Genomic DNA, 26,129 nt, shown 5'->3' on the forward strand with positions numbered 1-26,129 from the left:
TAATTACCACATCACCATTGCTTCTCTTTTTCCAGCTTGACTTGACACCCTAAATTCTAAGATGGACCGAAGAACCCCTTCCTTGGCCCTTAATTCTCAGGTTAGGACATTGCATCTGTCCCCCCGTCCCATACCATTTCCCCACCGACAAAGGTTGCTCGAACGTCCCACTTTTCATCAATCAACGCAATATTCGCCTTTTTCCCAATCTCTAAGCTACCAACCTCGTGATCAATATTGAGCAGCTTTGCCTGGTTTAGACTAACCATGGGTAAAATCTCCTCAAGGGGAAGCTTCAACACTTCTTTCATATTTTTAAGGCATTCTAGTAAGTTGGTTGTACTTCCTGCCAAGGAGTTGGTGTCCACAGTCCTCGCGATTCGATCTTTGACTTTCACCTTCATTGTACCGAGGGTGTAATGGCCGTCCGGCAAGTCGGCTGCAGCCATGGAATCGCTGATTAAAAGGATTTTATCGCTTCCTTTTGTTTTATGTAATAGTTTGATGGCGCCTGGGTGGAGATGATGAAGGTCTGCGATGCATTCACAAAGGCAGTCATCATTTGTCAGGACGGCCCCGACGCATCCCGGATCGCGGTGCTTGAATCCTCTCATTCCGTTGAACGTATGGACTGCGATTCTTGCGCCTTGGGAGACAGCAAGATTCGTTGTTTCATAATCTGCGTTGGTATGCCCCATCGAAACGTGGATTCCTCTGTCTGAGAGATATTCGATGACTTCCATGGCATGTTCTTTTTCTGGGGCAATTGTCAGGACCTTTATAGTGTTATCCGAAGCATTGATCAACCCTTCTATCTCCTCGATTGATAGCTCTCGCATATACTCAACTGGATGGGCGCCTTTATGCTCGGGTGTAATGTAAGGACCTTCCACATAAGAACCAAGGATTTCGGCTCCAGTTGTTTGACCGATCGCTGTGCTTACTGCTTCAACTGCCTTTCGGATGCTCTCCAGATCGTGGGTGAGTGTGGTGGGCAGGAATCCAGTTACTCCATATTTCACAAGAGAGTTAGACATCTTCTGTAAAGAATGGACACTTCCATCCATGGTGTCATGTCCCGCTATGCCATGGATATGCAGATCAATCATGCCAGGTATGGCGGAACAACCGGGGAATTCGATGATGTCACATGGAGGAGTTTTCTTTGTAACGTCTGAAATGCGCCCATCTTCCAAGAGCAGATACCCATTTTCAACGATTCCTTCCGGTGTATATATACGGCCGGTCTTCACGGCTTTCATTATCCTCATCCCCTTTTATTTAAAATAAACAGAACAAGCAACACCATCATAGGTGCTGCTTCTTACACTGATTCTTTCATGTTCATCCGGTTTAAAGCCAAGTAACATGCTCCGTATAATCCTGCGTCATTTCCTAGAGAGGAGGCAATGACCGAATCCTCATTCCCATATACATCCATTACTTCATTCCTTAATTGGATATTGATATCTTGTATAAAAGGACCCTCACCTTCCGTGATACCGCCCCCAATGATGATTTTTTCCGGGTTGAGAAGATGGATTACATTCGTTAATCCCATACTAATATAATGAATAAACCGTTCATATACGGCCAAAGCAACTGGATCTCTCTGCTTGACAAGCTCCATAATCGTTTCGCCGGAAACGTTCTCAACAGCCACTCCTTTTTGCAGGGCTTCCTCCATATAGTCTTGAACAAAAGCTGAGGTGGATGCATACCGTTCAAGACAGCCTTTTCTGCCGCAGCTGCACGGTTTCCCACCTGCAACAATGACGGTATGACCCAGCTCACCCGCAAGTCCCGAAGAGCCATTGACGATCCTCCCATCCATCACAATGCTGCTGCCGATTCCAGTTCCCAGTGTTAAAAAAACGGCATTTCTCTTATCCTTGACAGCACCTTTCCACATCTCGCCAAGGCACGCACTTTTTACATCGTTTTCAACTGATACCGGTATTTGGGTCAGGGAAAATAGTATCTCTCCCAGCTTCATTCCGCTATATCCTTGAATATTATTTGAGAATAATATCATTCCTTTCTCACGATCCACCAGACCGCAAGAAGAAATGCCAATGGCAGAGATGTGAAAATCATGCTGAAGCGATTTCACTTTTTTATTTAATACGTCAGGAATCTCATGGCTAGTGGGGGTTGCCATTTTACTTTTAACAAGAAGGTGACTCTTTGGGTTAAAAACGCCATATTTAATAAACGTTCCTCCTATATCAAAACAGACGATATGACTCATTTTCCATCCCCCCTATTCATTCAATTACATCTATTTCCTTCACGAATCGTCGAATGTCCAACAGGTTAACCTCACCCGTATTTTCCATTATGGCGTTTGACATTCCACAAGCACAAGCCCATTTCAAGACTTCTTCAATCGGGAATCCATGAGAATACGCATAGGTAAACCCGGCGAGCATGCTATCTCCGGAACCAACGGGATTCACTGCTTTAACTCTAGGAACCTTTGCCCTCAGAATTCTTTTTCCATTAACTAAAATGGCCCCTTCTTCCCCAAGAGAAAGAAGCACATAGTGTATGCCTTTCTGACAAATAGCTTGGGCATGCCGTAACATGTCATCGGTAGAGCCAAATGTTCTCCCTATCAACCTAGCAAATTCTTCTTTGTTCGGCTTAATTAAAAAAGGTTTTCCTGCGATACCTGCGGCAAGTCCCGGTCCACTTGTATCCAATAGCAAGCGAACTCCTTTTTGATTGGCCTTCTTTGTAAGCTCTCTGTAAAAATCAGTCGGAACCCCTTCTGGCAAACTTCCGGAAACGACGACAAAATCTACGGTATCCAGAATCGAAGAGAATGTTCGATCAAAAATTTCTAACTCATTGCTTGAAATAAAGGGACCTGTTTCCAGAATTTCGGTCTGACCTTCCTTTGATAGAATGGCCAGACACGTTCTAGTCTCTCCTTTAATGGGTACAAATGAATTGTGTACCTCCAAATGAGATAATTGGTTTTCAATCCACTCACCGCTCTTTCCACCCAGGAAACCGGTACAAGTAACCTTCTGCCCCAATTGGGATAGAACCCGGGTGACATTAAGACCTTTACCACCTGCCGATTTATCAATGGTAGAAACACGATTGACCTCACCCATTTTAAACTGGGAAAGTGTATATCTAACGTCTATCGCCGGATTTAATGTGACCGTCGCAATCATGGGCTTACCCACGATTAAAGCTGCCGCACAGCTTGATTTTGTCTGCTACAACCTTTTTCATCTGAGCAACCGCATCCGTGAAATAATAGCGGGGGTCATTGGCTTCCGGGTTTGTTTGCAGATAGCTGCGTAGCCCTTTCACAAACGCCATCTTCAGCTCCGTCGCCACATTCACTTTGCAAATTCCCCTCTCAATGGTCTTGCGGACGAGCTCATCGGGCAAACCTGATGCACCATGGAGAACAAGGGGGATATCGACTTCCTGTTGGATCGCCGATAACCGGTCGATATCGAGCTTAGGTTCACCTTTATAAAGTCCATGAGCGGTCCCGATCGCCACAGCCAGAGAATCTATGCCGGTTCTCGATACAAACTCCTTTGCCTGCTTGGGGTTGGTATAGATTTGATCCTTTTCGTCCACTTCCAAATCATCTTCCATTCCACTTAGGCGACCAAGCTCAGCTTCAACCGTCACACCGAACGGGGCAGCATACTCTACAATTCCCCTGACAATCCGGATGTTTTCGTCGAATGAATAATGGGAGGCATCGATCATGACAGATGGAACACCCTTATGAATGAGGTTCTTGATATCATCCAGGTTTTCATGATGATCAAGGTGAAAGCAAACCGGGATATCATAGCTTGTTCTTGCCGCTTCCATCATCTTGATCAGGAACTCTTTCCCCATATATCGGACGGTACCGGGCGTAGCCGCGATCATGACGGGTGAACGGAGGTCTTGGGCCGTTTCCAGAACCGCTTTGAGCGTTTCGAGATTGTGTATATTGAAGGCAGGCACCGCGTAGCCTTTCGACTGAGCATCCACCAGAATCCTACTTCTTGAAACAATCATACCCTTTCTCCCCCATTCCGATAAGGATAAATCGTGACACCTTTTACGACCCGGTTGACGAGCCCAGAGGGAGATGGATTATCCGGGGAAAGTCCCAGATGCATGGATTTGCATAGGGCAAACTGCTGGGCATACATGACAAATGGAAAGGCAAGGAATATATCCTCTTGAACCGTCTCCAAGCCGGTACTCAAGAACAGGTCACTGTAACGTTCAGCGACATCATCCTGGTAAGAGGAGATTGCCACCACCTTCCCTCGCTTTTGTTCATGGTATAGCTCCTTCAATAAATCCAAATCATATTTTCTCGTGTACGGATGACAGGATAAGAAAACGAAGACGATCGTCTCTTCATCTAAGATCGATTTCGGGCCGTGACGGAATCCCAGCGGAGAATCAAAGAATGCTGGAATCATACCTCCCGTTAATTCCAACAGTTTTAAAGAGGACTCTCTTGCAAGCCCCTGGAAAACGCCTGAGCCTAAATATACAACCTTCGAAAAAGTGGAGGAAGCAAGCGCTTCTAACTCTGTCTTTCCGGTCTCGATGATCTTTTCACCGGCCGAACCTATTTCCTTCACAGTCTTCTCCAGAGTATGAATGTGCTCCGGCTGGAAAAGGAGCAGGACCGAAAGAAGCATGGTCGTAAAGCTGCTCGTCATCGCAAACCCTTGATCATTCGCCTCCCTCGGCATGTAGATGACAAGGTGATCCGGATCCCCTTTCTTCTTCTCAGCAAGTAAACCATCGCGATTACACGTAAGGGCGATGCCGTAAAAATCATCAATGATTTGCTCTCCCAACTCAACCGCGCCTACGCTTTCAGGACTGTTACCGGAACGGGCAAAAGAAATCATCAATGTAGGAAAATCCTTGTCTAAATACTTATTTGGATTGGAGACAATATCGGTAGTGGCGATGCTTTCTACCGTCCATTTCTTATTCTTAACCATTTCCTTTATGGAAGTAAGAACGGTTTCCCCGACAAAAGCAGACGTTCCCGCACCTGTCAAAATCACTCGAAGATGAGGATGCCTTTCTTCCAATTTCTTGAAAAAAGTCAGCAGTGTATCTCTATGTTCAAGCAGGATTTCCACGGTTTCTTTCCAAAGTCTTGGTTGTTGAGCTATTTCTCTTGTTGTATGGATGGCACCGGGATCATTTGGTTCCCATTTGTTTGATTGTATAAGTTCCATACCCTTTCCTCCCAAACTGTTAATGTCATCATTACCAGTTAAGTGAAATAGATACTCGAAAGCACCTACTTCAATTCAACTGTGTACGTAAATTTATCTCCCCTTGCGATGGAGATGGTATATTCAATGACGTCTTGATCTTCATACGTAATACGCTCCAGTCGGAGACACGGTGAGTTCTCTTCAATGGTCAGCATGCCGGCTGCCTGTCTTTCGGCGCTGACAGCATTGAAGCTTTCCAGTGCTCTTGTAATCGTCACATCGTATTGGGACCGAAAGATTTCATACATTGGCGTATATTCCAATTGTTCCTTCGTGAGATTGGTAAAACGCCCTACCGGAACATAAGAGGTTTCATAAATCATCGGTTCTTCGTCAGCAAGTCTCAGCCTCGTGATCTTGAATACTTCTTCTTCCACCCGCAGTTTCATGGATTTCGAAATAGTGCTGTCACAATGTACTTTTTCAAACGAAATGACCTGTGTGGATGGCTGTTTCCCGATCTTTTTCATTTCTTCTGTGAAGCTGTAGAATTCAACAAGGCTCTGCTTATAGGTCTTTGGCGAAACATAGGATCCCTTGCCGTGAACCTTATAGATGTAGCCGCCCTTTTCAAGCTCCTGCATCGTTTGCCTTACCGTCGTCCGGCTCACTTTGTATGTTTCACACAGCTCCCTTTCAGAGGGTAACTGCTCCTGCTCCGCAAGTTCACCCTTTTCGATCTTTTCGAGAAGGATATCCATCAGTTGGTAATATAACGGTAAGCGATTATCTTTTTCTATCATGTTAAACTCCTTTAGTGGTATCTTTGTATACTCATTATACATAAAATTGCGACAATTATCACTTGAGGCCATGATAGAAATTTTGATTAAGCATTTTCTTTTGCCTTCTCCAATTCATCAATATAATTTTTCAATTCGATAGTCGCACCTGACAGTCTCGATTCCTCCGCTGCGAAGGCGATCAAATGACTTTGAGAAGACACTCTGGCAGATGTTAATGTCCCTTTATCCTTCGTGTGGACTCGGTTGATAAAATCCTGCATGATACTCGTATCCGCACCCATGTGACCGCCATCCACGGTTGGAGGATAGATCACTTCCTTCTTCCCGGCAAAATGCTTGATGATTAATTCGTTATCGGCGTCATGACCTGTAATTTCCCCTTTTGTCCCCATAATCTTGAAGTTACGATACGTTTCCTTCGTAAAGGCCGTCATCGTGAACGAAACCGTCACATCACCGTCAAATAATAAATTGACGACTTGATGGTCCACCACATCATTGTCACACCGGTACACGCAGCGGCCATAAGGACCTTCCTGGATCGCTTTCAAGCGGCTTTCGATACTGGGATTCGCCGACACAACATTCGCTGGCCACACATCCCGGTCATGAAGGTACCAATTTGCTGCGGAATACGGGCACTCCTTCTCCACCTTGCAGCCATCCAGACAGCGGTGGGTCGATCCCTCAGGAGCGTTCTCCTCTTTAAAATAGGTGAGACTTCCATAAGACGAAACGCTCTTACATTCCGTTCCGATCAACCAGGCGAGCATATCCATATCATGACAGCTCTTCTGAAGAATCATCGGACTTGATTCCTTCGAATTGCGCCAATTTCCACGGACAAAACTATGAGCCTGATGGAAATAGCCGACATTCTCATTCCATTGAACCGAGACAATTTCCCCGATCACCTTCCGATCAATCACTTCTTTAAGAGACTGATAGAACGGAGCATACCTCATCACATGGCATACACTTAGGAGCGTATCATGCTTTTCAGCCGCTTCTGCGATGGCCAACGTTTCAATGGGGCTCGGTGACATCGGCTTCTCCAGTAGAATGCTATATCCCTTTTCAATGGCACGCATGACAGGTTTATAATGATCCCGGTCCGGGCTGCATATAAGAAGGGCTTCACATACCCTTTCTTGATCCAACAGGTCCGGCCAGTCTTCAAATCTCATATTCTCAGGGATTCCATGTGCTTCTGCAAACTTCTCCCGCTTTTCTTTATCCGGTTCTGCTACCGCGATAAACTCGATTTCATGAGGATACTGGAGGGCATAGGACCCATATGCATAGAATCCCCTGCTTCCAGCCCCTATTAATGCTGCTTTCATTGTCATTCCTCCCTTAGTTGCCTACCAACTTATTTTCCACCGGTAATCGCAATTCCTTCTATAAATTGCTTCTGTAATATGATAAATAGGATCAACATCGGTAACACGGCTAAGAATGAACCTGCCATTAAGATCGGATAGTTGGTGCCATATTGCCCCTGTAAAGAAGATAATCCCACTGCCAGGGTCATAGCGTCCGGTGAACTATTCACGATCATCGGCCACATCAGTTCATTCCAGGACCATAGAATCGTGAAGATCCCAAGGGCGATCAAACCCGGCTTAGCGAGCGGAAGCATGATGCGCCAATAGATTTGAAAATGATTGCACCCGTCAAGTCGGGCCGCCTCCTCCAGCTCCTTCGGTAACCCCATGAAGAATTGTCTTAAGAGAAACGTTCCAAAGGCACTAAATAACCCTGGCACCACAACGGCTTGTAGCGTATTGAGCCAGCCGAGCTTCACCATGATCATGTATTGAGGAAGCAAGAATACCTGGCCTGGGACCATCAATACGGACAAAGCCAGTACAAACAGGAGATTCCTTCCGGGAAACACGATCCGCGCAAAGGCATAGGCAGCCAGTGAGCAGAGAAACAACTGCCCCACCGTCCGGAGTACCGTTATGATTAATGTGTTCATCATAAATTTAAAGAATGGCAGCAGAGTGAACACCTCTTGATAATTCTTCCACTGGAAGTCTTCCGGTATCATCACAGGCGGAACCTGAATGGACTCTGCATAGGTTTTCAACGAGGTCAGTATCATCCAGATAAAGGGAAACAACATGACAATCGAGCCCATGATCAGGATGAAATGGATGAGAAATGTCTTACTCCTTACAAACTGAATCGATTTCTGCATAGGTCATTCCCTCCTCAATCATAGTGGACCCACTTCTTTTGCAGGGCCATCTGGATCACAGTGATGATGAGAATCACCACTAGTAATAACACCGCAATCGCTGCGGCATATCCTTTATCATTTAAAACAAACGCATGCTGATAGAACAAATACACAATGGATTGAGTATTCTCCAGCGCCGTACTGCTCTTACTGATCATCATAAAGATCAGGTCGAAGAATTGAAAAGCTCCGATCAACGACATGATCGACACGAAGAAAATGACCGGTGAAAGAAGCGGCAAGGTAATTTTAAAGAACATCGTCACAGGACCTGCCCCATCCATTTCGGCTGCTTCGTAATACGTTTTCGGGATCCCCTGGAGCCCCGATAAGAAAATGACCATGTTGTACCCGATCCCGCTCCAAATCGCCACAGCAATAATCGAATATAACGCGATGTTTGGATTCGTCAACCATTGTGGACCTTCTATCCCAATAAAGGACAACAGATAATTCAATAAGCCGAAATCCGAATTGTATAACCATTTCCACACCATGGCGATCGCTGCCGGCATGGTAATGACGGGCAGGAAGTACAACGTCCGATAAATCGTCGTCCCCTTTATCTTTTGATTGAGCAAAACAGCGACTAGAATCGAAAGGAAAATACCCAACGGAACGGTAAATAGGATATAGATCCCTGTATTCTTGAATGATTGCAGAAGATTCACATCCGAAAGCATCCTTGTATAATTCTTCAGTCCAATCCACTCGTATGTCCCAAATGCCCCCCACTCGGTAAAACTGAAGTAAAAGGTCTGAAGCATCGGCCATAAATAAAAAACAAAGAGACCTATCATCGTCGGTGCGATCATGATATATGCCCATAAATAGTCAGAACGTTTCTTCGTACTCGCATATGAAATCACGTGAAGCTTTCGTTTCGTTTCAACCTGGAGAGGAAGCGGTTCCATTTCATTTCTCCTCCTTTGTCAGGAAATGAAGAGAAGAAACACTCTTCCCTTCTTCCCTTTCCTACTCTTCCAGTTCTTTATTTGCTTTATCCGCCAGCTCTTTTACTACTTTCTCCACACTTTCTTCACCGGCCCAGGCCTTCTTGAGGATATCCGTTTCATACTGCCAGATCGCCCCTGTGTTCTCCACACTTGGAAGTGGATTCGAATACTCAGCTCCGTCGATATACGCTTGAAGGTTCAACTCCGGAACAGAATTCAACCAGGCATCCTGAGTACCGTTAAAGGCAGGTATGACCGTACCTGTTTCAGCAAACACTTCAGCTGCCTCTTTCGAACCAAGGTATTTCACGAACTCCCACGCGGCTTCTTCATGCTTGGTGTTGGCTGCGATGACATTGGACAATCCATGAATCGAAACAGCCCTCTGCTTTCCTTTTGGCAGAACCGCTACGTCCAAATCAGGATTCTTCTTATATTCCGGGACCATCCAGGGACCATCGAACATCATGGCGATCTTTCCGGATGAGAACAGATCCGATGCTGCCGTTTCATTCATCTGGGCTTGAGTCGGAGACATTCCCTCTTCTATGAAACTAATATTGTATTTCAATGCCTCGATCGCTTCAGGCTGATCAAATCCTACCGATTTTCCATCCTCTGAAATCACGTGTCCTCCGTTCTGCCAAATCAAATCGTAGTAACCACCTTGATTCCCCATCACTGCAGCAAATCCCCATACTCCTCTATCCTTGTTCGTCAGTTTCTTTGCCGCTTCCTTTAACATATCCCAATCCCATGTATCATCAGGATAAGAGACACCGGCCTCATCGAAAATTTTCTTGTTATACCATAACCCCGTCGTATCATAATCCTTAGGTATTCCATACACCTCATCATTTACCGTATACAGATCAATGAGCGACTCAGGATAATTATCCAGGCTGTAATTATCTTCCGCGGCGAGGTCACTCAGTGGCAGAAGGACCTTCCCTTCCGCATATTGAACAATATGAGGACCATTCATCCATAACACATCAGGCAATGCCCCTCCTGTTGCGGCAGTTTCAAGCTTCTGAAAATACTGCCCGTATGGGATCAGTTCCGTCTTCACCTTAATGTCCGGATGTTCCTCATTAAACTGTTTAATGATCTCTTCAATCGCAGGTACTTGCTTCTTGTCCCAGAACCCGTAACTGATCTCGACCTTTCCGTCCTTCGATTCCCCTGAAGAGCTGTCACTGCACCCTGCCAACAATCCAAACACCCCAAGTATTAACGATAGTAAAACTATAAGACCCTTTCTCACCATGCTTCCCCCTCTTTCTTCAAGTGATATTCATATACAGCTATCTGCCTTACTTATTGTCATGATGTTATTACCAGTTAAAGTATAAGGCGTTGTTTGACCTGGTAAGAAACCGAGGATGCTCCGTCTTAGTAATGATGTCATTACCAGTTAAATAAAGTATATCACCTTCATTCCTGAAGATGAACTATTTATTTTAAATTTTCTAAAAATTATGTCGACATGATTCTACAAAATTCTTTTTCTTTAATATCCCAATTACACCAATAATATTTTCATCAAGTGACTACGAAAGACCGCTCAAAGACTTTCATTCACCACCTTTCTATGATTCAATCATCTAGAAGCTGTTTTCACTTAACCTATTGAAAACATAACCCCTATGTACGTTGAATAATATCCTATCATTCTACTATTCATAGCCTCGCTTACTTATCTATTGATTCATTGCACACCATGAAGGAGGTCAGGAATTGTTCATTACTATCATACATTCCGTTGGAAACTTTCTTTTCATTTATCCTTTGTTCATGAGCCTCGTTTGGATTATTTCGGGCCTACTCTTCTATATAAGACGTGAAAGAAAACCGATGGACATACAAGACAACCTGGAGGAGCTTCCTTTCGTCTCCATTCTTTTGCCTTGTTACAATGAAGACGCTCATATTGAGAAGACAATTAAGGAATTAAATGATATCAACTATAAACATTATGAAATAATCGTGATCAATGATGGCAGCTCTGATCAAACACAAGACATTTTATCCGTGTTGACCCGCTCAATTGATCGGCTAAAAGTAATCAACATTCTAGAGAACAAAGGAAAAGCAAATGCCTTATACTTTGGAACCATCGCCTCGAAAGGTGAAATTGTAGTGACGATGGACAGTGATGCCATGTTGGATAAAAATGCGTTACTCTATATGGTCCCTCATTTCACAACTCCCAGAAATAGTGAACGTGTGGGAGCAGTAACCGGGAATCCTCGTGTTCGTAACAGGAATTCCTTATTGGGAAAGATACAGGTGGTAGAGTACTCTTCCATTATCGGATTAATTAAACGATCCCAAAGGATTTTAGGCAAGATGATGACCGTTTCTGGGGTTTTCGTTGCCTTTCGGAAAAAAGCCCTTCTTGACGTCGATTTCTGGGACAAGGATTTAATAACGGATGATATTGGCATCACCTGGAAACTTCAGCAACGATTCTGGGATGTACGGTACGAACCAAGAGCATTGTGCTGGATGCTGGTCCCGGAAACACTAAAAGGGTTATTAAATCAGAGGATCAGATGGGCCCAAGGTGGAATGGAAGTGCTCATAAGGCATAGATCCATCTTTAAGGATTTCAGACAAAGAAGATTATATCCCGTTTATATCGAACAGATTCTCAGCATTCTGTGGTCTATATCTTGGATGTTCTATCTTATTTATCTATTATTCTTTGGATTTTCTCCTTCTATGTTGCTATACGGTGCCTATATTGCCTTCATCTCTTTAATTCAATTAATGGTTGCTTTATTCATTGATAGACAATACGAAGAGAAGCTTCTCCAATACGTATGGTGGGCAGGATGGTATCCAATGGTTTACTGGATGGTAAGTATATTCGCACTGGTTCCAGCCATCCCGAAAGCCTTTAGAATACTAACATCAAATAAAACGGAGTATGCCATTTGGGAAAGTCCGGATAGAGGGAAACAGACATGAAGATCGAAAGAACACAGAAGAAAAAGCGTCTGATTACCCATGTCATCAGTGGATTGATGTGGTTAGTCATCATACTATTAAACGGAGTCCTTTTCACTCCAGCCTTTAACTTTATCACATCATTTAATCATATTGCCTTTTTACAATTTGTCCTCCCATTGACCGTCGTGTTTATCATCGTCATTGCGACCCTATCATACGGTTGGAGCTTCTATAATAAGAAGCGTTTCGGCAAGCTAAACAGGCGTACAATGCCTGATGAAGTAACACTTGAGGACCTTGAAGAAGCAATCCCCGAAAGGAATGAAACCCTTATGGAACTTCAATCACAGAAATGGACGAATATAGGGTGAATATAAGGGATACACGTAGAACCGTGTGTCCCCTCAATATAGTATGAGGCATTTCTATATACACAGGATGCCTGCCCACCCTTCCCTTCCATCTGTTAAAATAGTAAAAGATGACTTGTTCGGAGGGATGAGGAATTGGATTACTCAGTGATAGGAAAGAAGATAAAAGAATTAAGAAAAGCGGTCGGATTGACCCAGGGGGATTTAGCTGAAGGAATCTGCACCCAAGCGCTGATCAGCCGGATCGAGAAAGGGGATATTTACCCAAGTGCCACGGCATTATACCAAATCTCCTTGAAGCTGGGAGTGGATGTGAACTACTTCTTTGAAATCGGGACGACCCCCCGTATTGATTATGTCCGAGAGGTTGAAAGACAATTAAAAACTCTGAGGTTTAAACGTAAATTTACAGAAATGATCGAAATGGTAAGGACGGAAGAAAAAAATCCATTTTTCTACAAGGATAACGAAAAACTGCAACTACTCAACTGGCATAAAGCCATCTATCTATTCGAGGTCGAAGAAGACCACGCATCCGCCTTTTCCGTATTGCACCAAGCGTATGAGCTGACAGCCCATCCAAAAAAAGCACCCTCTGAAAGAGAATTGGAAATCCTGATGACTTTTGGAACATGGGAGAAATTACTACACAACAATGATAAGGCGCTCGATTATTATCATAAAGTCGAAGATATCCTCAAGCAAATGGAACACTTGAATGATCAATCCATCAATACACGATTATTATATAATATTGCCCGCGTCCTGACCCAAATAGAAAACTATGAAGAGTCTATTGCTTATTGTCATAAAGGCATCAATTGGTGTTTGGAGGAAGAGCATTTATGGGGGCTGGGTGAGCTTCACTATCATATAGGCTATAATTACGAAAAAATCGGGGATTTTGAAAAGGCACTTCCTTATGTGGACAAAGCCATTCAATTGTTTATTTTGAGGAATGATGACACTCATCTCGAGTTTCTTGAGCGGAGGAAACGAGAGATTGTGAGCAAGATAAAAGGCGGGGATTGAAAGGGAAGCAGTCTATCCTAGCTGGTGCTTCCCTTCCCTGAGACACATTCTCTTCAAGGCCTTATGTTGAATTGAACTATTATTCCCCTGACCATCTATTATATTAAACATTTGTTTAGCTTTTTAAAAACCATGGTTCCTACGTTCAATTCGTTTTATCAAACGTTCGTTTAAAAAGCACGTTTATCTCATCTACTCTGCCAGTACCCCTGCTGCTTTCACTCTAATTCTTGTCGCATTCCCTGGTAAGTAAGCAAGGGGGACATCTTCTAGATCGACAACCTCAACATCGTTAGAATCTGCTCCTGCACTCACCGCTTCTTTGATAGCCATATTCTTTGCCAATTCCAAGGTTTGTTCTCTTCCTAATTCATCTAATGCAAAAACGCGTTCAATTTGTCCACTTACTTGAGAAATAGCAGAACCGATTGCATTTGCCACACCGTAATGATTTGGTCGATGGACAGTCGAAGCACCCTTTAATTGTTCTGGAAGTAATACACTTCCTCCTCCAACTAATATTACAGGAATAGGATCTGCACTTGTTTTCATTCGGTCGATGGCTTCTTCCACTTTTTCTACTATTTGATTAAAAGCTTCTTCTATTATATTTTCATCCAGGTCTTTTAATTTACTGGAATCCCCAATATCGGCCATTCCTTTGGCTACTACAATATCTGTCGTGGTTAACGTATCCCCGCCAAAAACATATGCTTCTTGTTGGAGACGATATCCAACACTATCAGGCCCAAGTGATACGTTTCCATCTTCTTGCACCCTCACGATTGTTCCTCCACCAATGCCTACAGAAGTAATATCCGGCATTCTAAAGTTTGTCCGTACCCCTCCGATATCTACAGCTAACGATGATTGTCTGGGAAAAGAATTAACAAGTACCCCGATATCCGTAGTGGTCCCCCCAACATCTATAACAAGTGCCTCAGATTGATTGGTTAAATAAGAAGCGCCTCGAATACTATTAGTTGGTCCGCAAGCAATCGTTAAAATAGGATATTTCACCGTATATTCAACTGACATAAGTGTTCCATCATTTTGGCCAAAGAAAACCTTTGCATGGACTCCTTCTTCTTTCAAAGCATTAACAAATCCATTGGCTGTGCTACGCGCAACATTCACCACGGCTGCATTTAGGATCGTAGCATTTTCACGTTCAAGTAATCCGACATTGCCGATTTCACTTGATAAAGAAATGGCGACCTCATCTCCAAGCACTTCTCTAAAAATCTGTTGAGCTTCATGCTCATGATTTGTTGAAACTGGAGAAAAAACAGAAGTGATCGCAATTGAATCAACATTACCCTTAAGTTCATTAGCAATCTCCAATAAATGTCCCCTATCTAATTCGGTAATTTCCCGACCATCATACTCATTACCACCTCGGACAATGTAAACATATTTTCCAAGGATCACCCTTAAATCCTCTGGTACACCGACAAGTGGTTTTATTCCTAAAGTAGCCGGGGCACCAATCCGGATCACCGCCACTTTATTCAACCTTTTACGTTCTACAATTGCGTTTGTACAATGAGTAGTGCCTAACATCGCATACTTAATTTGTTCTTTAGGCACATTGGCCATAGCAATAATCTTTTTAATAGCATTATAAATACCGGTACTGACATCTTCAGTTGTCGGTTCTTTGGTTTCTGATACAACCTGATAACGCTCGTCTAATATTACAGCATCTGTATGTGTTCCCCCGACATCTATTCCAATGCGATAGTTAACCAATTATTTTCTCCCCCTCTGCAACTAATTCTTCCACAGGTGTATAGTTCACGTTGTACCCGAAGTAGCCGGGACCTACATTAGAAATACCTTTTTCTGTTCGCCATTTTGGATCACATGGCATACCAATGACAATACAACGTGCGCCATACCTTAATCCTTCAGTTGTGATCGGCATCCCTGTCTCTGCATCAAGCACGGCTATTAAGTCAGGGGTGACACATAATAATCGATCCTTTGTCCTTGCGATTAAATGCTCATTTTGAAAATTCAACTCAAGTTCTTCGTTTTTATTATCATGTATCCCCTCCATAATGGCTGTTCCTCTAGCAAAGCCTGTTTCCGTTTTACGATTGATATCTTTTACTTTCCCACTAAAAAGCCGATAGCCATTTGTTATTTTCAACACCGCATCGATGGGGTCATAGTTTCTTTCTTTCGCTTCACGAATGCTGCGTCCAATTTCTTCTTCGAGGCTTAAGGTATTTCGAATGGCTGAACGTTTCATTTCTTTCCCCTTCATTGGGTATATAGCCAACATGACTGATCCACCCATTTCTATGGTGGCACCACGAGCCAACCGTTCAGCCCAAACGCTATTGATTGTGTTTAAGACCATTCCATTCCCTTTTTCATCTGATAACACCATTGGCGTTGCATCTAATCCATCTAAGTAAAAGGTCACCATTTGCAATTCTGGAAATGCTCGCCCCATACCATCCCCATCTACAACAGGGAGACCCTGACGAGCCGCTAAAGCAAATGGCAGTAGAGAATTCACTCCTCCAGCTTCTATCGGCATGGTGGCATATATGTCTTTTCCCATATATTCCTGCAAGGTTTCAAATGCTGTAACAGCTTCTTCCCCACTGGGAACTTTTTCTATCATTACTGTAGGAGCTCCCATCATTGCCGATGGTACAATTATTGCTTCGTCAGGCACTTCTTCAGGATCAAGTAATGTAATAGGTCCATATTCTTCTATTGCCTGCAGAGCCATTAATTTCCCAATGTAAGGGTCTCCTCCACCCCCGGTTCCCAATAATGCCGCACCAACCGCGATATCTTCTATCTCTTGCTTTCCTAATAATCTCATGAGTTCTCCTCCAATTTCTTTTCCATACTTAAAGACTCAGAAGCTCTTACTTGTATCACTTTTGATACAACTCCTTGTAACAAGAGAGCTACTAGAAATGCGTCAAATCCCGAGGCACCCGTTATAACAAACAATCCAAATCCATTAGGTGCCGGTGTAGTCATGAATGCAATAAGTGATGCTGCAATCCACACGCACACACTAGGTATATGAACGGCCTTCATCTTCTCTAAATTTTCAAAACTATACTTGGATCCATTCATAAAATAATCTGCGACGTATATTCCTCCAATTGGCGGGATAAGGGCGCTTAAGAAGATTAGAAAAGGAATGAAGCTATCATATATGCCGCCTACTGCTAAGAGTGTCCCAATCGTTCCTGCAATGATCGTTAGAACAAATTTCGGAGTGTTTCTAAAAATAACCGAGAATCCTAATGCTGAAGAATACAAATTATTATCATTTGTCGTCCACTGAGCCAATATGAGGATTAATAAAGCACCGGTCCCCCATCCAAGACCTAACATTATGGCAATGATATCAACTTGAGATGTAGCTTTGGCAATCACAGCAGCAGCTATGAGTATGACACTGAATCCAATAAAAAAACCTACAAATGAAGAAATCACAGCATCTTTTGGCGTTTTAGCGTATCTTGAAATATCCGGGCCAATGATAGCACCAACAGCAAGAGATCCGATTATGAGTGAAACCGAAACTCCGACTGTTAAAGGCTCCCCAAACAAATTGTTTGTCAGTTGACTTTGACCAGGATCACTTACAACTTTCACAAGGGAAGCAATCATCAAAATGGATAATAATGGAACGGCTAGTAAACTTAATTTTTCAATTGCTTTAAAACCGATCACGGCTGTTGTTGTCATCAATATCCCACCAATTACAACGAGCAGCTGCTTATTCAATTCAACCCCAAATGCGTCACTAATGATTTGCACCATACTCCCGCCGAATAAATCCAATTGAACTCCGAACCATCCAAATAGAGCGATTGCAATCACAATGGATACAGCATATGAACCATATCTGCCGAGTGCAAATGTAGAAACCAATGCCGTTGATAAATTGGTTTTAGCACCTACCAAGCTGCATAATGCACTTAGACACGCTAATAGAAATGTACCGATAAACGTTGCAATAATAGCTTGTGGCATAGTCAGCCCACCCGCAATGGTTCCACCCAATATAATGGCAGAGAGTGCAATGACTGCTCCCATCCAAACAATAGATAACCTGAACCATCCTTTTCTCCTCTCTTGAGGAACCGGCTCACGTTCATAATCGTTTATCAACTTCTCACTATCAGAAACTTTGGACATTATTTTTCCTCCCTTGTGTATTCAGGTGGCGGGCATAAGAAAATTCATACCGAAATTCCATTCCAGAACTGATTGAAGATCACATCCAGCCTTTTATAAATCTCATCACGATCATGACGCTGCATTTGCCAAAACACCCCATCCATTAAGCACTGGTAAGATAACGCTAACTCATGACAATCAAGTGCTTTGATTTCTCCTTCCTCAATCCCATGTTTAAATATTTCGTATAGGATTTCGTATTCATTTTGCTCCATTTCGTCAAAACGACTTGTAATATCTTCCTTCAAAAAATCCGGAGGCGATATCATCAAGCGGATAAGAAGCTTTGACTTTAAATCCTCACGAAATTGAAAATCAATAGCCGATTTTAAAATAGAAAAGAGTTGGCCTTTGGCGGAGAATTCCTTGTTAAATTGAGATTTAACCGTTAATAAATGTCCATCGAGTGCATCTCTATAGATGGCTAAGAAAACATCATCCTTCCCCTTAAAAAAGGCGTAAACAGAAGGAGGCTTGATCCCCACCTCATTTGCTATTTCCTTGATTGTCATACCTGAAAATCCATGTTCTGCAAATAACTTTGTTGCGGATTCCTTGATTCTTTCCTTCGTCGACATAATGCCTCCCACTCTCCTAACTAATATTAGTTAGGTAATAATATAGGTGAAATATTATCATATTTATTTATTGAATACAATAATTTTTCAGAAAATTTAAAAATGTATTTTCTTTCTATTTGAACAAGGAAGAGGATGGCGATTCTATTGTGTTGTTTCCTTTAGAAGACCTTATTTCCTCATCATTAACGCAAAAAGAGGATGGGAAAAAACTAAAAAATCACGAAATAAAGACAAACAATAGAAGTGTAGGTTCTTAATACCGCTAATGATTTCCGTACAAGACTACGCTTTCCACGGGTAGCCCGTGAGCCTCCTCGGCAAGCCTGCGGGGTCTCACATAAGCTACTCTTCCCGCAGGAGTCTTCGTCTTGCACTCCAATCAACCGCTGGAGACTGCTAAAATCAAATGGATCAAAAATAAAAAATAAACCCGAACCAATCTGCCTACTAAGAAGCGGATTGGTTCGGGTTTGACTTAGGCTAAAAAACTTTTGTCCCAGCCTCTTTCAATACGGTCATTCTCCAGATTTCAGTACTTCCTTGTATAGACCTACAATAAATTGGTATTTATCTTCAGTCTTCCGTTACTACAACCACAAACAAATAACAGCGAAAATTATAGGGATTGAGTTTGTTCCAACCGTTCTCGTTCCATAAGCGCAACTTAATTTTCTTATCTACCTTTGGAAATCATTCTCTCCTCATTGAATGTTAATTCCGCATGCTCTGGCTATTAGTTCAACGAGGTGAATGGATTCTGGTTGTCCCTGGCCGTAGGTGTTGATACCATGGGTCATTTGAATCAGGCATCCTGGATTTGACGTTACAACAATATCCGGCTGGATCACATTGACCTCTGTCATTTTACTACCGAGAATTTTCATCGATTCATCATAGTGTTGAATGTTGTAGACGCCTCCAGAGGCACAACACGAATGCTTACTTGGTAATTCTACATAGGTTATGCCCGGGATTTTTCGTATGAGCCTTTCAGGGTAAGCTCCCGCCTTTTGAACATTGTTAAGATGGCAGGATGGCTGGTAGGTCACAACTTTATCTAATTTCCCTTTGAATGGAAGGGAATTGAGAGAACTGAGTACTTCCGAGATGTCCTTGATCTTTTCAGTGAAAGTCTTTGCTTTAGCTTTCCATTCTGTATCATTTTCATCTTTTAATAGGTGATCATATTCCTGAAGGATTGCTCCGCATCCACCCGCATTGGTGATGATGGTGTCTACTTCGTACTCTTCAAACGCAAGAAGATTTTCTTTTGCCAGTGTCTTTGTTTGTTTAGTCTGGCCTTGATGAGCATGAAGGGCCCCGCAGCAATTTTGCTCTTTAGGAACGTATACGTCACACCCGGATAAACGGAGTAACTCCAACGTATAGTAGTTTACATGATAAAACACCGCATCATTGATGCATCCAAGGAACAAAGCAACCGTTTTAACAGTTTTATCCGTTTTGGCCGGATATCGTTTTCCTCTTTCGATATGATATTTCTTAGAAGGAACACTAGGCATCGCTTTTTCAAAGCTTCCTATATTCTTCACTACTTTTTCTGGTAAATTCGCCGATCGGACAACTTTCTGCAGTCCGCTTTTCTGATATAAGTAATATAGGTCACTTGAAATTTTCATCGTTTTCGGTTTCATAAACAGCTGGTTTAACGCAAAATCTTTAAATCGATTATTACCTTTTCTCTGCACTTCCATATCATGAATCGTTTCTTTCGCATGTTCCAATATCGATCCATAGGGGACATCCACCGGACAAGCCACCTCACAAGCACGGCAGCCAAGACAAAGGTCGATCGGTTCCTTTAAATCTTCTAGAATATCAATCTTGCCCTCTGCAGCCATTTTGACCAGGTTAATCCTCCCCCTTGGGGAAGCACTCTCAGTCTCCATAGATGCATAAGTGGGACAAGCAGGAAGGCAATAACCGCACTGGATACATTGATTGACCTCCTCATACGTTTTCTTATGAAGAACTTCCATTGCGTTTGCATTAGTCATTTTGCGTTAACACCACCTTTGTCTGCCCTTTCTGAGGAAACATCTTGCCCGGATTTAATATATTATGAGGATCCCAGGCTTGTTTAATCATTTTCATTAAATCCAATGCAGGACCGAGCTCGTTTCTCATATAAGGTGCCTTTAAAATGCCTATACCATGTTCTCCAGAAAGTGTTCCTCCCAAATCAATCGCCGCCTGAAAGATTTCTCCGACAGCCAACTCTGCTTTTTTCATTTCTTCTATATTTCTTTTATCCGTAATAATATTGGGGTGCAGGTTTCCATCACCCGCATGCCCGAATACGACTAGATTCAAATCGTATTTCACACGTATTTGGTGAAGTTTTTCAATCATTTCCGGAATCTTGCTTCTTGGAACAGTGGCATCTTCTGAGATCTTCGTTGGCCCTAATTGAGTAATCGCTGGAGAAACCATCTTACGCGCTTTCCAAATCTTCATTCGCTCTTCTTCTGACTTTGCTACCTTCACGATCGCTCCAGGGAACGATTGACATATCTCTGAACACTTATCAATTTCTTCATTCACAGATGCTTCATGCCCATCGACTTCAATAATTACGATTGCTTCCGCATTGAGTGGAAGACCCGAAGGATGATAATGCTCCACGGCCTCAATGCAATATTTATCCATCAGTTCCATCGCAGCTGGTAGAACTCCCGCTGATAATATGTTCGTAATCGCTATCCCCGAATCTACTACACTCTGGAACGACGCTAGTAAAGTCATTTTGTGAGCTGGATTAGGGATGAGTCTTAGAGTGATTTCAGTGACCACTCCCAGTAAGCCTTCTGAACCGACAATCAACCTTGTCAGGTCGAATCCCGTCACATTCTTGACTGTTTTACCGCCTGTTCGTACAATCTCTCCTGTTGGGGTAACCATTTCTAAACCAATGACATATTCCTTCGTTGTTCCATATTTCAAACCTTTGGGTCCGCTTGAGTTTTCAAGGATATTCCCCCCGATGGTCGATACATGCGAACTACTTGGATCAGGGGGATAAAATAATCCTTCCTTCTCTGCTTTCTCATGGATGGTGGAAGTAATGATACTAGGCGTCACAATGGCCAGCATATTTTCTTTATCGATCGATATTTCTTTGGGATATTGGGACATATCAAGAACGATTCCGCCCATTGTCGGAAGTGGTCCGCCACTTAAAGAAGTGGCAGAACCTCTAGGATAAACAGGGATATGATGAAGGTTGGCGATCATCACGATTTTACTGACTTCTTCTTTTGATTGAGGCTGAAGGACCACCTCCGGTAAATATTCGCCAAATGAAGCATCAAAGCTAAAAGAATACAATTCATTCTTTTTCGTCAGTATCCGATTTTCCTGTACGATTTCTCGTAACTCATTCAGAATCTGTTCATTGATCTTATTCATGTTCATCAACACCTAATAGTGATCTTGGATTCTCTTGCACCATCTTTCTTATCTGCTCTTCTTTAACGCCATGGAAGATAAGGTCTTCAATAAAACGGCTCAAGGCGTATACCGGCGGTTCATGGTGAGGCTGCCCGTAATCAGTTACTAACACACAGGACTCGTGCCCAATCACTTCGATCGTCTTGGCCATTTCCTCTGCGGTCAAGTCATGAAAGTCCGAGCTGCATGCCAGATAACACTTTTCGATCATACACCCTAAAGAGGCAAAGTATTGTTGGTCTTCAATTGGTATTCTCGATATGCCCATGTCTGCGTGCTGTATGATTATTTTTTCTATACCTGTTTCTTTGGCTGCATGGACAATTGTATGTTGTTCAGCTAATGACAAATGTCCTGTCGCCAACACTGCGTCATAATCTTTAATCAATTGTAAGATAACAGTTACCTCATCGAGCAACTGACCATCCTCTTCAATCGAAACCGTTCCTTTGGATAATAGGGGGTTCCCATTAAAGAGCTTTGTATTATTCCGACTAAAGTACTGCTGGTGCTGCCCGGCAGAGAGGGTAGGAAACCAAACGATCTTCCCCCCCATTTTCAACGCAGTTTCCACTGCGTATGGGTTAAGGCCACCAACATGCTGGTTTAGAACAATACCGCCAAAAGCCTGTATAGAGGATTCCTTTTCATTTAATAGAAATGCCCGTTCGACGGTTGAAGATTCATGACTCTTTAAGACGATACCACCCATCTTCGCCTTTTTGGCATCTTCAAGCAGCTCCCAATCCGTCTGCTTTCGTTTGAAAATACTTGGTGAACTATGAACATGACATTCATATGCCCCTTCAAGCAAGGGATGAAATTGACTTTTCATACGTACCACCTTTAAATGCTTCTTGTAAAAATTCATCCAATTTATGATTTAATCTAATAAACTCGGCATGATCACCGAACATAAAGTCATTATGCTTCCCTTCTATCCAATAGAACTCCTTAGGAGAACCTGCTTTTTGATAAAGGGAGACGGATTCAGATTTCGGATGAAGTAGATTTTCTTTCCCATGACCGATAAATAGAGGAACAGGAGATATTTTTTCTACCACATCCTCTGCATTTGTCTCTAAAATAGAATCAGTGAACAACAGCTGTGTTTCATGACCAAATCCATATACCGATGACAATTCATTCTCCACATAATCTTTCGTCGATGGATCAAGCGGGTAATGGATGAATGTATCGGCGAATTGAGATTGCCCAGTCGTTGCCCTTAATTTCCGATCTTCATTAAGCGTCTTTTCAATCTCCACAAACTCAACATACGAGTGAATCGATTTTAACCATCTCTCTCCATGATAGAAGCCGTTTAGGCCGGCTACTGCTTTGACTCTTTTATCTTTGGCTGCCACATGGATGACGTTGCAGGCTCCCATGCCCCAGCCGATGAGTCCAATTTTCGTCTCATCTATATTGTCATGAGTGGATATGTAGCTAATCGCATGTTGGATATCACGAACTTGTTCATCTAAGACGACTCTGCCTTTTTCTCCTTCACTGTCGGCAAAACCTCGATAATCAAATCCAAAGCACATATATCCCTTTTGAGTTAATTTCTCAGCAAAGAGTTTCGGATAAAATTCATTAAAGCCCTGATAACCTGAATTAATAATGACCGCAGGATATCGTTTATTTTCATTAAACTGTTCAGGATAATAATAACTTCCTTTTAATTTCAACCCATCACTGAAAAACTCGACCTTTTTCTCTACCATTCTGCTCACCTCTTATTGATTATAGTATTCCCAAAAATGAAAACGCTTTAACATAAACTTGTAATACAAGTATACTACTAATTGGATGAATTTCAATATCTAATTGTAATTTTCTAAATATATTGTATACTTGTATTACAAATGTTAACGCTTACTATTTTGAAAAAAGGGGAGATAAGCTTGAACGATTTTTCTATCTGGTCATTAATGGGGGATGTAAGTGTTATTTCTGGGTTACTTCTATTAGGAACGATTTTGCGGGCAAAGATTAAATGGATTCAATCCCTGTTTTTACCGGCAAGTATGATTGCCGGTTTTATAGGACTTGCTTTAGGGCCAAGCGGGGTGGATATCCTTCCTTTCTCTGATCAACTTTCTTCTTACCCAGGTTTATTGATTGCGGTGATCTTTGCTTCTATACCAATCGGTGCGACAAAAGTGAACCTAAAGGAAATCATTCACCGTGTGAGAGAAATGTGGTCGTATTCCATGCTGCTCACCTTATTGATGTGGGGTGGCGGTGCTTTCTTCGGACTAGTGGTCATTAGTCAAGTTTTCACAGATCTTCCCAGCGGGTTTGGTCTCATCTTAGGGGCCGGATTTCTAGGCGGACACGGTACAGCCGCCGCCATCGGAGAAGGTTTCAGTCAGTACGGCTGGGAGGAAGCAATGACGCTTGGTATGACATCTGCTACGGTCGGGATATTAGTGGCCGTACTTGGTGGCCTGTTTCTGGTGAAAAAAAACACGGAAAAAGGGCATACCCAATTTATTTCGAGTTTTAAAGACCTGCCTAATGAACTAAGGTCAGGACTGATGCATACAGATAAGCGGGTCGCTATGGGAAAAGAAACCGTTTCGCCGAGCTCTATTGATCCATTGGTTCTTCATTTGTCCATTATTTCATTTGTCGTCGGGGTCTCTTATTGGGTAACAGGGGCACTAGAAGCATTACTTCCAGGAATCTCTGTTCCTCTATTAAGTATCGCCTTTGTTGTCGCACTAGTCTTTCAGGTTCTTGTACGTAAAGTAAAGGCGGACGAGTATATCGATCAGCGAGTAATGGAACGGATTGGCGGGAGCGCGACCGACTATTTGGTCGCCATAGGAATCGCTTCGATTAATCTTACAGTGGTCATGGATTATGCTGTGCCTTTAACCCTATTATTTGTGTTCGGAACGATTTGGGCTTACCTTATCTTTCGCTTTATCGGACCAAACATTTTCAAAGATTTCTGGTTTGAGAAATCCCTATTCGGCTGGGGCTGGAGCACAGGTACGGTAGCAATGGGGTTAGCACTTCTCCGAATTGTAGATCCAGAATTAAAAAGTAAAACAATGGACGATTATGCCCTGGCATACATAGGGATGGTCCCAGTTGAAATCGTCATTATCACCTTTTCACCAATACTATTTTCAACAGGATTACCGTGGGTGATGCCGATTGTCCTTCTAATTGCAGGGGCTGCCATCATTGCCGTCCATAAGCGCTTTGGCTTATGGGGAAACAGCCTGAGCGAAAATCATGACAAGAGAAATATCAGTTAAGTTTTCAGAAGAGCCTTTCCTATCCACTATTCGTTTCATGTTATAATAGTAGGAAACGAAAGGCTCTTACATTTAAAGGAGAATCAATGATGATCGTCAGAAAACGTGTTTCTCATCAAATTATCGATGAAATTAAAGACAAGATTAGATCAGGGGAGTTCCCGGTTGATTCAAAACTTCCATCCGAGAATGAATTGGCAAAAATGTTCAACGTCAGCCGAGTCCCGATACGTGAGGCATTAAGCGCTTTAGCTTCACATGGTATCATTGAATCCGTCCATGGCGGCGGCAGCTATGTTCGCCCTAAGCCCCTTGAACAGCTTCTAGATCAACCCTTAATGGAAGTCATTTCATATCATCAAGTCATAGAGCTGCTGGAAACAAGAATCATTCTTGAAACAAAGGCGGCTGCACTGGCAGCTGAACGGCATGATGAGGAAGACCTGAGTAAGATGTATCTAGCACAGGAAATGCTTTTCAAGGAACTTCATGATCCCGATAAGATCAACGACAAAGCCGACTTTCTATTCCACCAATCCATCCTTCATTCAACCAAAAACAACGTGCTTATTCATACACTTGAAAACCTATCTGATATTTACAATCGGGCCTTAAAAGCCTCCCTTGCCATCAACACAAGGATCAAAGGAAAAAAACAACAGGTTTATGAAGAACACCAATCTATTTTGAAAGCCATTTCATTAAAAGATGCGAAAAGTGCAGAAAGACAAATGTACGTACACTTATCAAACAGTATGGAAAAGTTAAAATCAAGGCGAAGCGACTTTAATGAGGGTTTGGGCGAAGAGAGTGAATAATGAAAGAGCATCAATCTCAATATGAAGAATGACATTTCGTTGTGATGATCTACGCACGCGAAACTCATCGATTTATCCTACTGTTTCGAGATCAATGCTTCTTTAACATACCTGGCACACACCAAAAAGAGGATGCACCTAGATAGCATCCTCTTTTTAATTGT

The 26,129-nt window shown here is 42.6% G+C and carries 23 protein-coding genes; 5 read left to right on the forward strand and 18 right to left on the reverse strand.

Features of this window, described 5'->3' with window-relative positions; genetic code table 11:
• Positions 1-101: 101 nt before the first annotated feature.
• From nagA to F0342_RS03405, 10 genes are all read right to left on the reverse strand, one after another.
• Positions 102-1,262 carry an N-acetylglucosamine-6-phosphate deacetylase gene (gene nagA, locus F0342_RS03360; protein WP_149154630.1) on the reverse strand — a complete coding sequence of 387 codons (1,161 nt, stop codon included), beginning with the start codon at positions 1,260-1,262 and terminating at the stop codon, positions 102-104.
• Between the two features lie 62 nt (positions 1,263-1,324).
• The gene (locus F0342_RS03365) at positions 1,325-2,251 is read right to left on the reverse strand and encodes an ROK family protein (protein ID WP_149154631.1); all 927 of its coding nucleotides are present in this window, start codon (positions 2,249-2,251) and stop codon (positions 1,325-1,327) included.
• A 16-nt stretch (positions 2,252-2,267) separates the two neighbouring features.
• Positions 2,268-3,200 carry a 1-phosphofructokinase gene (gene pfkB / locus F0342_RS03370; RefSeq protein ID WP_149154632.1) on the reverse strand — a complete coding sequence of 311 codons (933 nt, stop codon included), beginning with the start codon at positions 3,198-3,200 and terminating at the stop codon, positions 2,268-2,270.
• Positions 3,193-4,044: a tagatose-bisphosphate aldolase subunit GatY gene (gatY, locus tag F0342_RS03375; protein ID WP_149154633.1), complete on the reverse strand. Its 852-nt coding sequence runs from the start codon at positions 4,042-4,044 to the stop codon at positions 3,193-3,195. The genes pfkB and gatY overlap by 8 nt, the downstream gene beginning before the upstream one ends.
• Complete coding sequence (locus F0342_RS03380; protein WP_149154634.1) at positions 4,041-5,240, reverse strand: SIS domain-containing protein; 1,200 nt, start codon at positions 5,238-5,240, stop codon at positions 4,041-4,043. Before F0342_RS03380 ends, gatY begins: the two co-directional genes overlap by 4 nt.
• Before the next feature lie 65 nt (positions 5,241-5,305).
• A complete protein-coding gene (locus tag F0342_RS03385) occupies positions 5,306-6,025 on the reverse strand; it encodes a GntR family transcriptional regulator (RefSeq protein WP_149154635.1) in 720 nt (239 codons plus the stop codon).
• 86 nt (positions 6,026-6,111) lie between these two features.
• Complete coding sequence (locus tag F0342_RS03390) at positions 6,112-7,371, reverse strand: Gfo/Idh/MocA family protein (protein WP_149154636.1); 1,260 nt, start codon at positions 7,369-7,371, stop codon at positions 6,112-6,114.
• A 29-nt stretch (positions 7,372-7,400) separates the two neighbouring features.
• Entirely contained in the window at positions 7,401-8,234 is an 834-nt protein-coding gene (locus tag F0342_RS03395; RefSeq protein WP_149154637.1) for a carbohydrate ABC transporter permease, read from the reverse strand.
• A gap of 14 nt (positions 8,235-8,248) precedes the next feature.
• On the reverse strand, positions 8,249-9,190 hold the full coding sequence (locus tag F0342_RS03400) for a carbohydrate ABC transporter permease (RefSeq protein ID WP_149154638.1): 942 nt from the start codon (positions 9,188-9,190) through the stop codon (positions 8,249-8,251).
• A gap of 61 nt (positions 9,191-9,251) precedes the next feature.
• Positions 9,252-10,499 (reverse strand): ABC transporter substrate-binding protein, encoded by a 1,248-nt coding sequence (locus tag F0342_RS03405; RefSeq protein WP_149154639.1) that lies wholly within the window; start codon positions 10,497-10,499, stop codon positions 9,252-9,254.
• A 473-nt stretch (positions 10,500-10,972) separates the two neighbouring features.
• Here F0342_RS03405 and pgaC point away from each other — a divergent pair, with 473 nt between their 5' ends.
• The 3 genes from pgaC to F0342_RS03420 all read left to right on the forward strand — a co-directional run bounded on the left by pgaC (position 10,973) and on the right by F0342_RS03420 (position 13,593).
• Positions 10,973-12,208, forward strand: coding sequence for a poly-beta-1,6-N-acetyl-D-glucosamine synthase (pgaC, locus tag F0342_RS03410; RefSeq protein ID WP_262481626.1), 1,236 nt, complete (start codon positions 10,973-10,975; stop codon positions 12,206-12,208).
• Positions 12,205-12,561 carry a poly-beta-1,6-N-acetyl-D-glucosamine biosynthesis protein PgaD gene (gene pgaD / locus F0342_RS03415; RefSeq protein WP_149154640.1) on the forward strand — a complete coding sequence of 119 codons (357 nt, stop codon included), beginning with the start codon at positions 12,205-12,207 and terminating at the stop codon, positions 12,559-12,561. Before pgaC ends, pgaD begins: the two co-directional genes overlap by 4 nt.
• Before the next feature lie 135 nt (positions 12,562-12,696).
• Positions 12,697-13,593 (forward strand): helix-turn-helix transcriptional regulator, encoded by an 897-nt coding sequence (locus F0342_RS03420; protein WP_149154641.1) that lies wholly within the window; start codon positions 12,697-12,699, stop codon positions 13,591-13,593.
• A gap of 192 nt (positions 13,594-13,785) precedes the next feature.
• Here F0342_RS03420 and F0342_RS03425 read toward each other — a convergent pair whose 3' ends face one another.
• From F0342_RS03425 to F0342_RS03460, 8 genes are all read right to left on the reverse strand, one after another.
• The gene (locus tag F0342_RS03425) at positions 13,786-15,345 is read right to left on the reverse strand and encodes a hydantoinase/oxoprolinase N-terminal domain-containing protein (protein WP_149154642.1); all 1,560 of its coding nucleotides are present in this window, start codon (positions 15,343-15,345) and stop codon (positions 13,786-13,788) included.
• The gene (locus F0342_RS03430; protein WP_149154643.1) at positions 15,338-16,438 is read right to left on the reverse strand and encodes an S-methyl thiohydantoin desulfurase family protein; all 1,101 of its coding nucleotides are present in this window, start codon (positions 16,436-16,438) and stop codon (positions 15,338-15,340) included. Before F0342_RS03430 ends, F0342_RS03425 begins: the two co-directional genes overlap by 8 nt.
• Complete coding sequence (locus F0342_RS03435; RefSeq protein ID WP_149154644.1) at positions 16,435-17,775, reverse strand: cytosine permease; 1,341 nt, start codon at positions 17,773-17,775, stop codon at positions 16,435-16,437. Before F0342_RS03435 ends, F0342_RS03430 begins: the two co-directional genes overlap by 4 nt.
• A gap of 44 nt (positions 17,776-17,819) precedes the next feature.
• The gene (locus F0342_RS03440) at positions 17,820-18,395 is read right to left on the reverse strand and encodes a TetR/AcrR family transcriptional regulator (RefSeq protein ID WP_149154645.1); all 576 of its coding nucleotides are present in this window, start codon (positions 18,393-18,395) and stop codon (positions 17,820-17,822) included.
• Between the two features lie 704 nt (positions 18,396-19,099).
• Positions 19,100-20,416 carry a (Fe-S)-binding protein gene (locus F0342_RS03445; RefSeq protein WP_262481627.1) on the reverse strand — a complete coding sequence of 439 codons (1,317 nt, stop codon included), beginning with the start codon at positions 20,414-20,416 and terminating at the stop codon, positions 19,100-19,102.
• Positions 20,409-21,833, reverse strand: a complete 1,425-nt coding sequence (locus F0342_RS03450) for an FAD-binding oxidoreductase (protein ID WP_149154646.1) — start codon at positions 21,831-21,833, stop codon at positions 20,409-20,411. Before F0342_RS03450 ends, F0342_RS03445 begins: the two co-directional genes overlap by 8 nt.
• Positions 21,820-22,704, reverse strand: coding sequence for a DUF6282 family protein (locus F0342_RS03455; protein WP_149154647.1), 885 nt, complete (start codon positions 22,702-22,704; stop codon positions 21,820-21,822). Before F0342_RS03455 ends, F0342_RS03450 begins: the two co-directional genes overlap by 14 nt.
• Positions 22,676-23,599, reverse strand: coding sequence for an alpha/beta hydrolase (locus F0342_RS03460; RefSeq protein ID WP_149154648.1), 924 nt, complete (start codon positions 23,597-23,599; stop codon positions 22,676-22,678). Before F0342_RS03460 ends, F0342_RS03455 begins: the two co-directional genes overlap by 29 nt.
• Positions 23,600-23,779: 180 nt before the next feature.
• Here F0342_RS03460 and F0342_RS03465 point away from each other — a divergent pair, with 180 nt between their 5' ends.
• Together F0342_RS03465 and F0342_RS03470 are read left to right on the forward strand one after the other, a co-directional pair.
• Entirely contained in the window at positions 23,780-25,147 is a 1,368-nt protein-coding gene (locus tag F0342_RS03465) for a sodium/glutamate symporter (protein WP_149154649.1), read from the forward strand.
• 89 nt (positions 25,148-25,236) lie between these two features.
• On the forward strand, positions 25,237-25,965 hold the full coding sequence (locus F0342_RS03470; RefSeq protein WP_149154650.1) for a FadR/GntR family transcriptional regulator: 729 nt from the start codon (positions 25,237-25,239) through the stop codon (positions 25,963-25,965).
• Positions 25,966-26,129 lie beyond the last annotated feature (164 nt).

Source organism: Bacillus sp. CH30_1T (assembly GCF_008364765.1).
In the GTDB taxonomy this organism is placed as follows: domain Bacteria; phylum Bacillota; class Bacilli; order Bacillales; family Bacillaceae_B; genus Rossellomorea.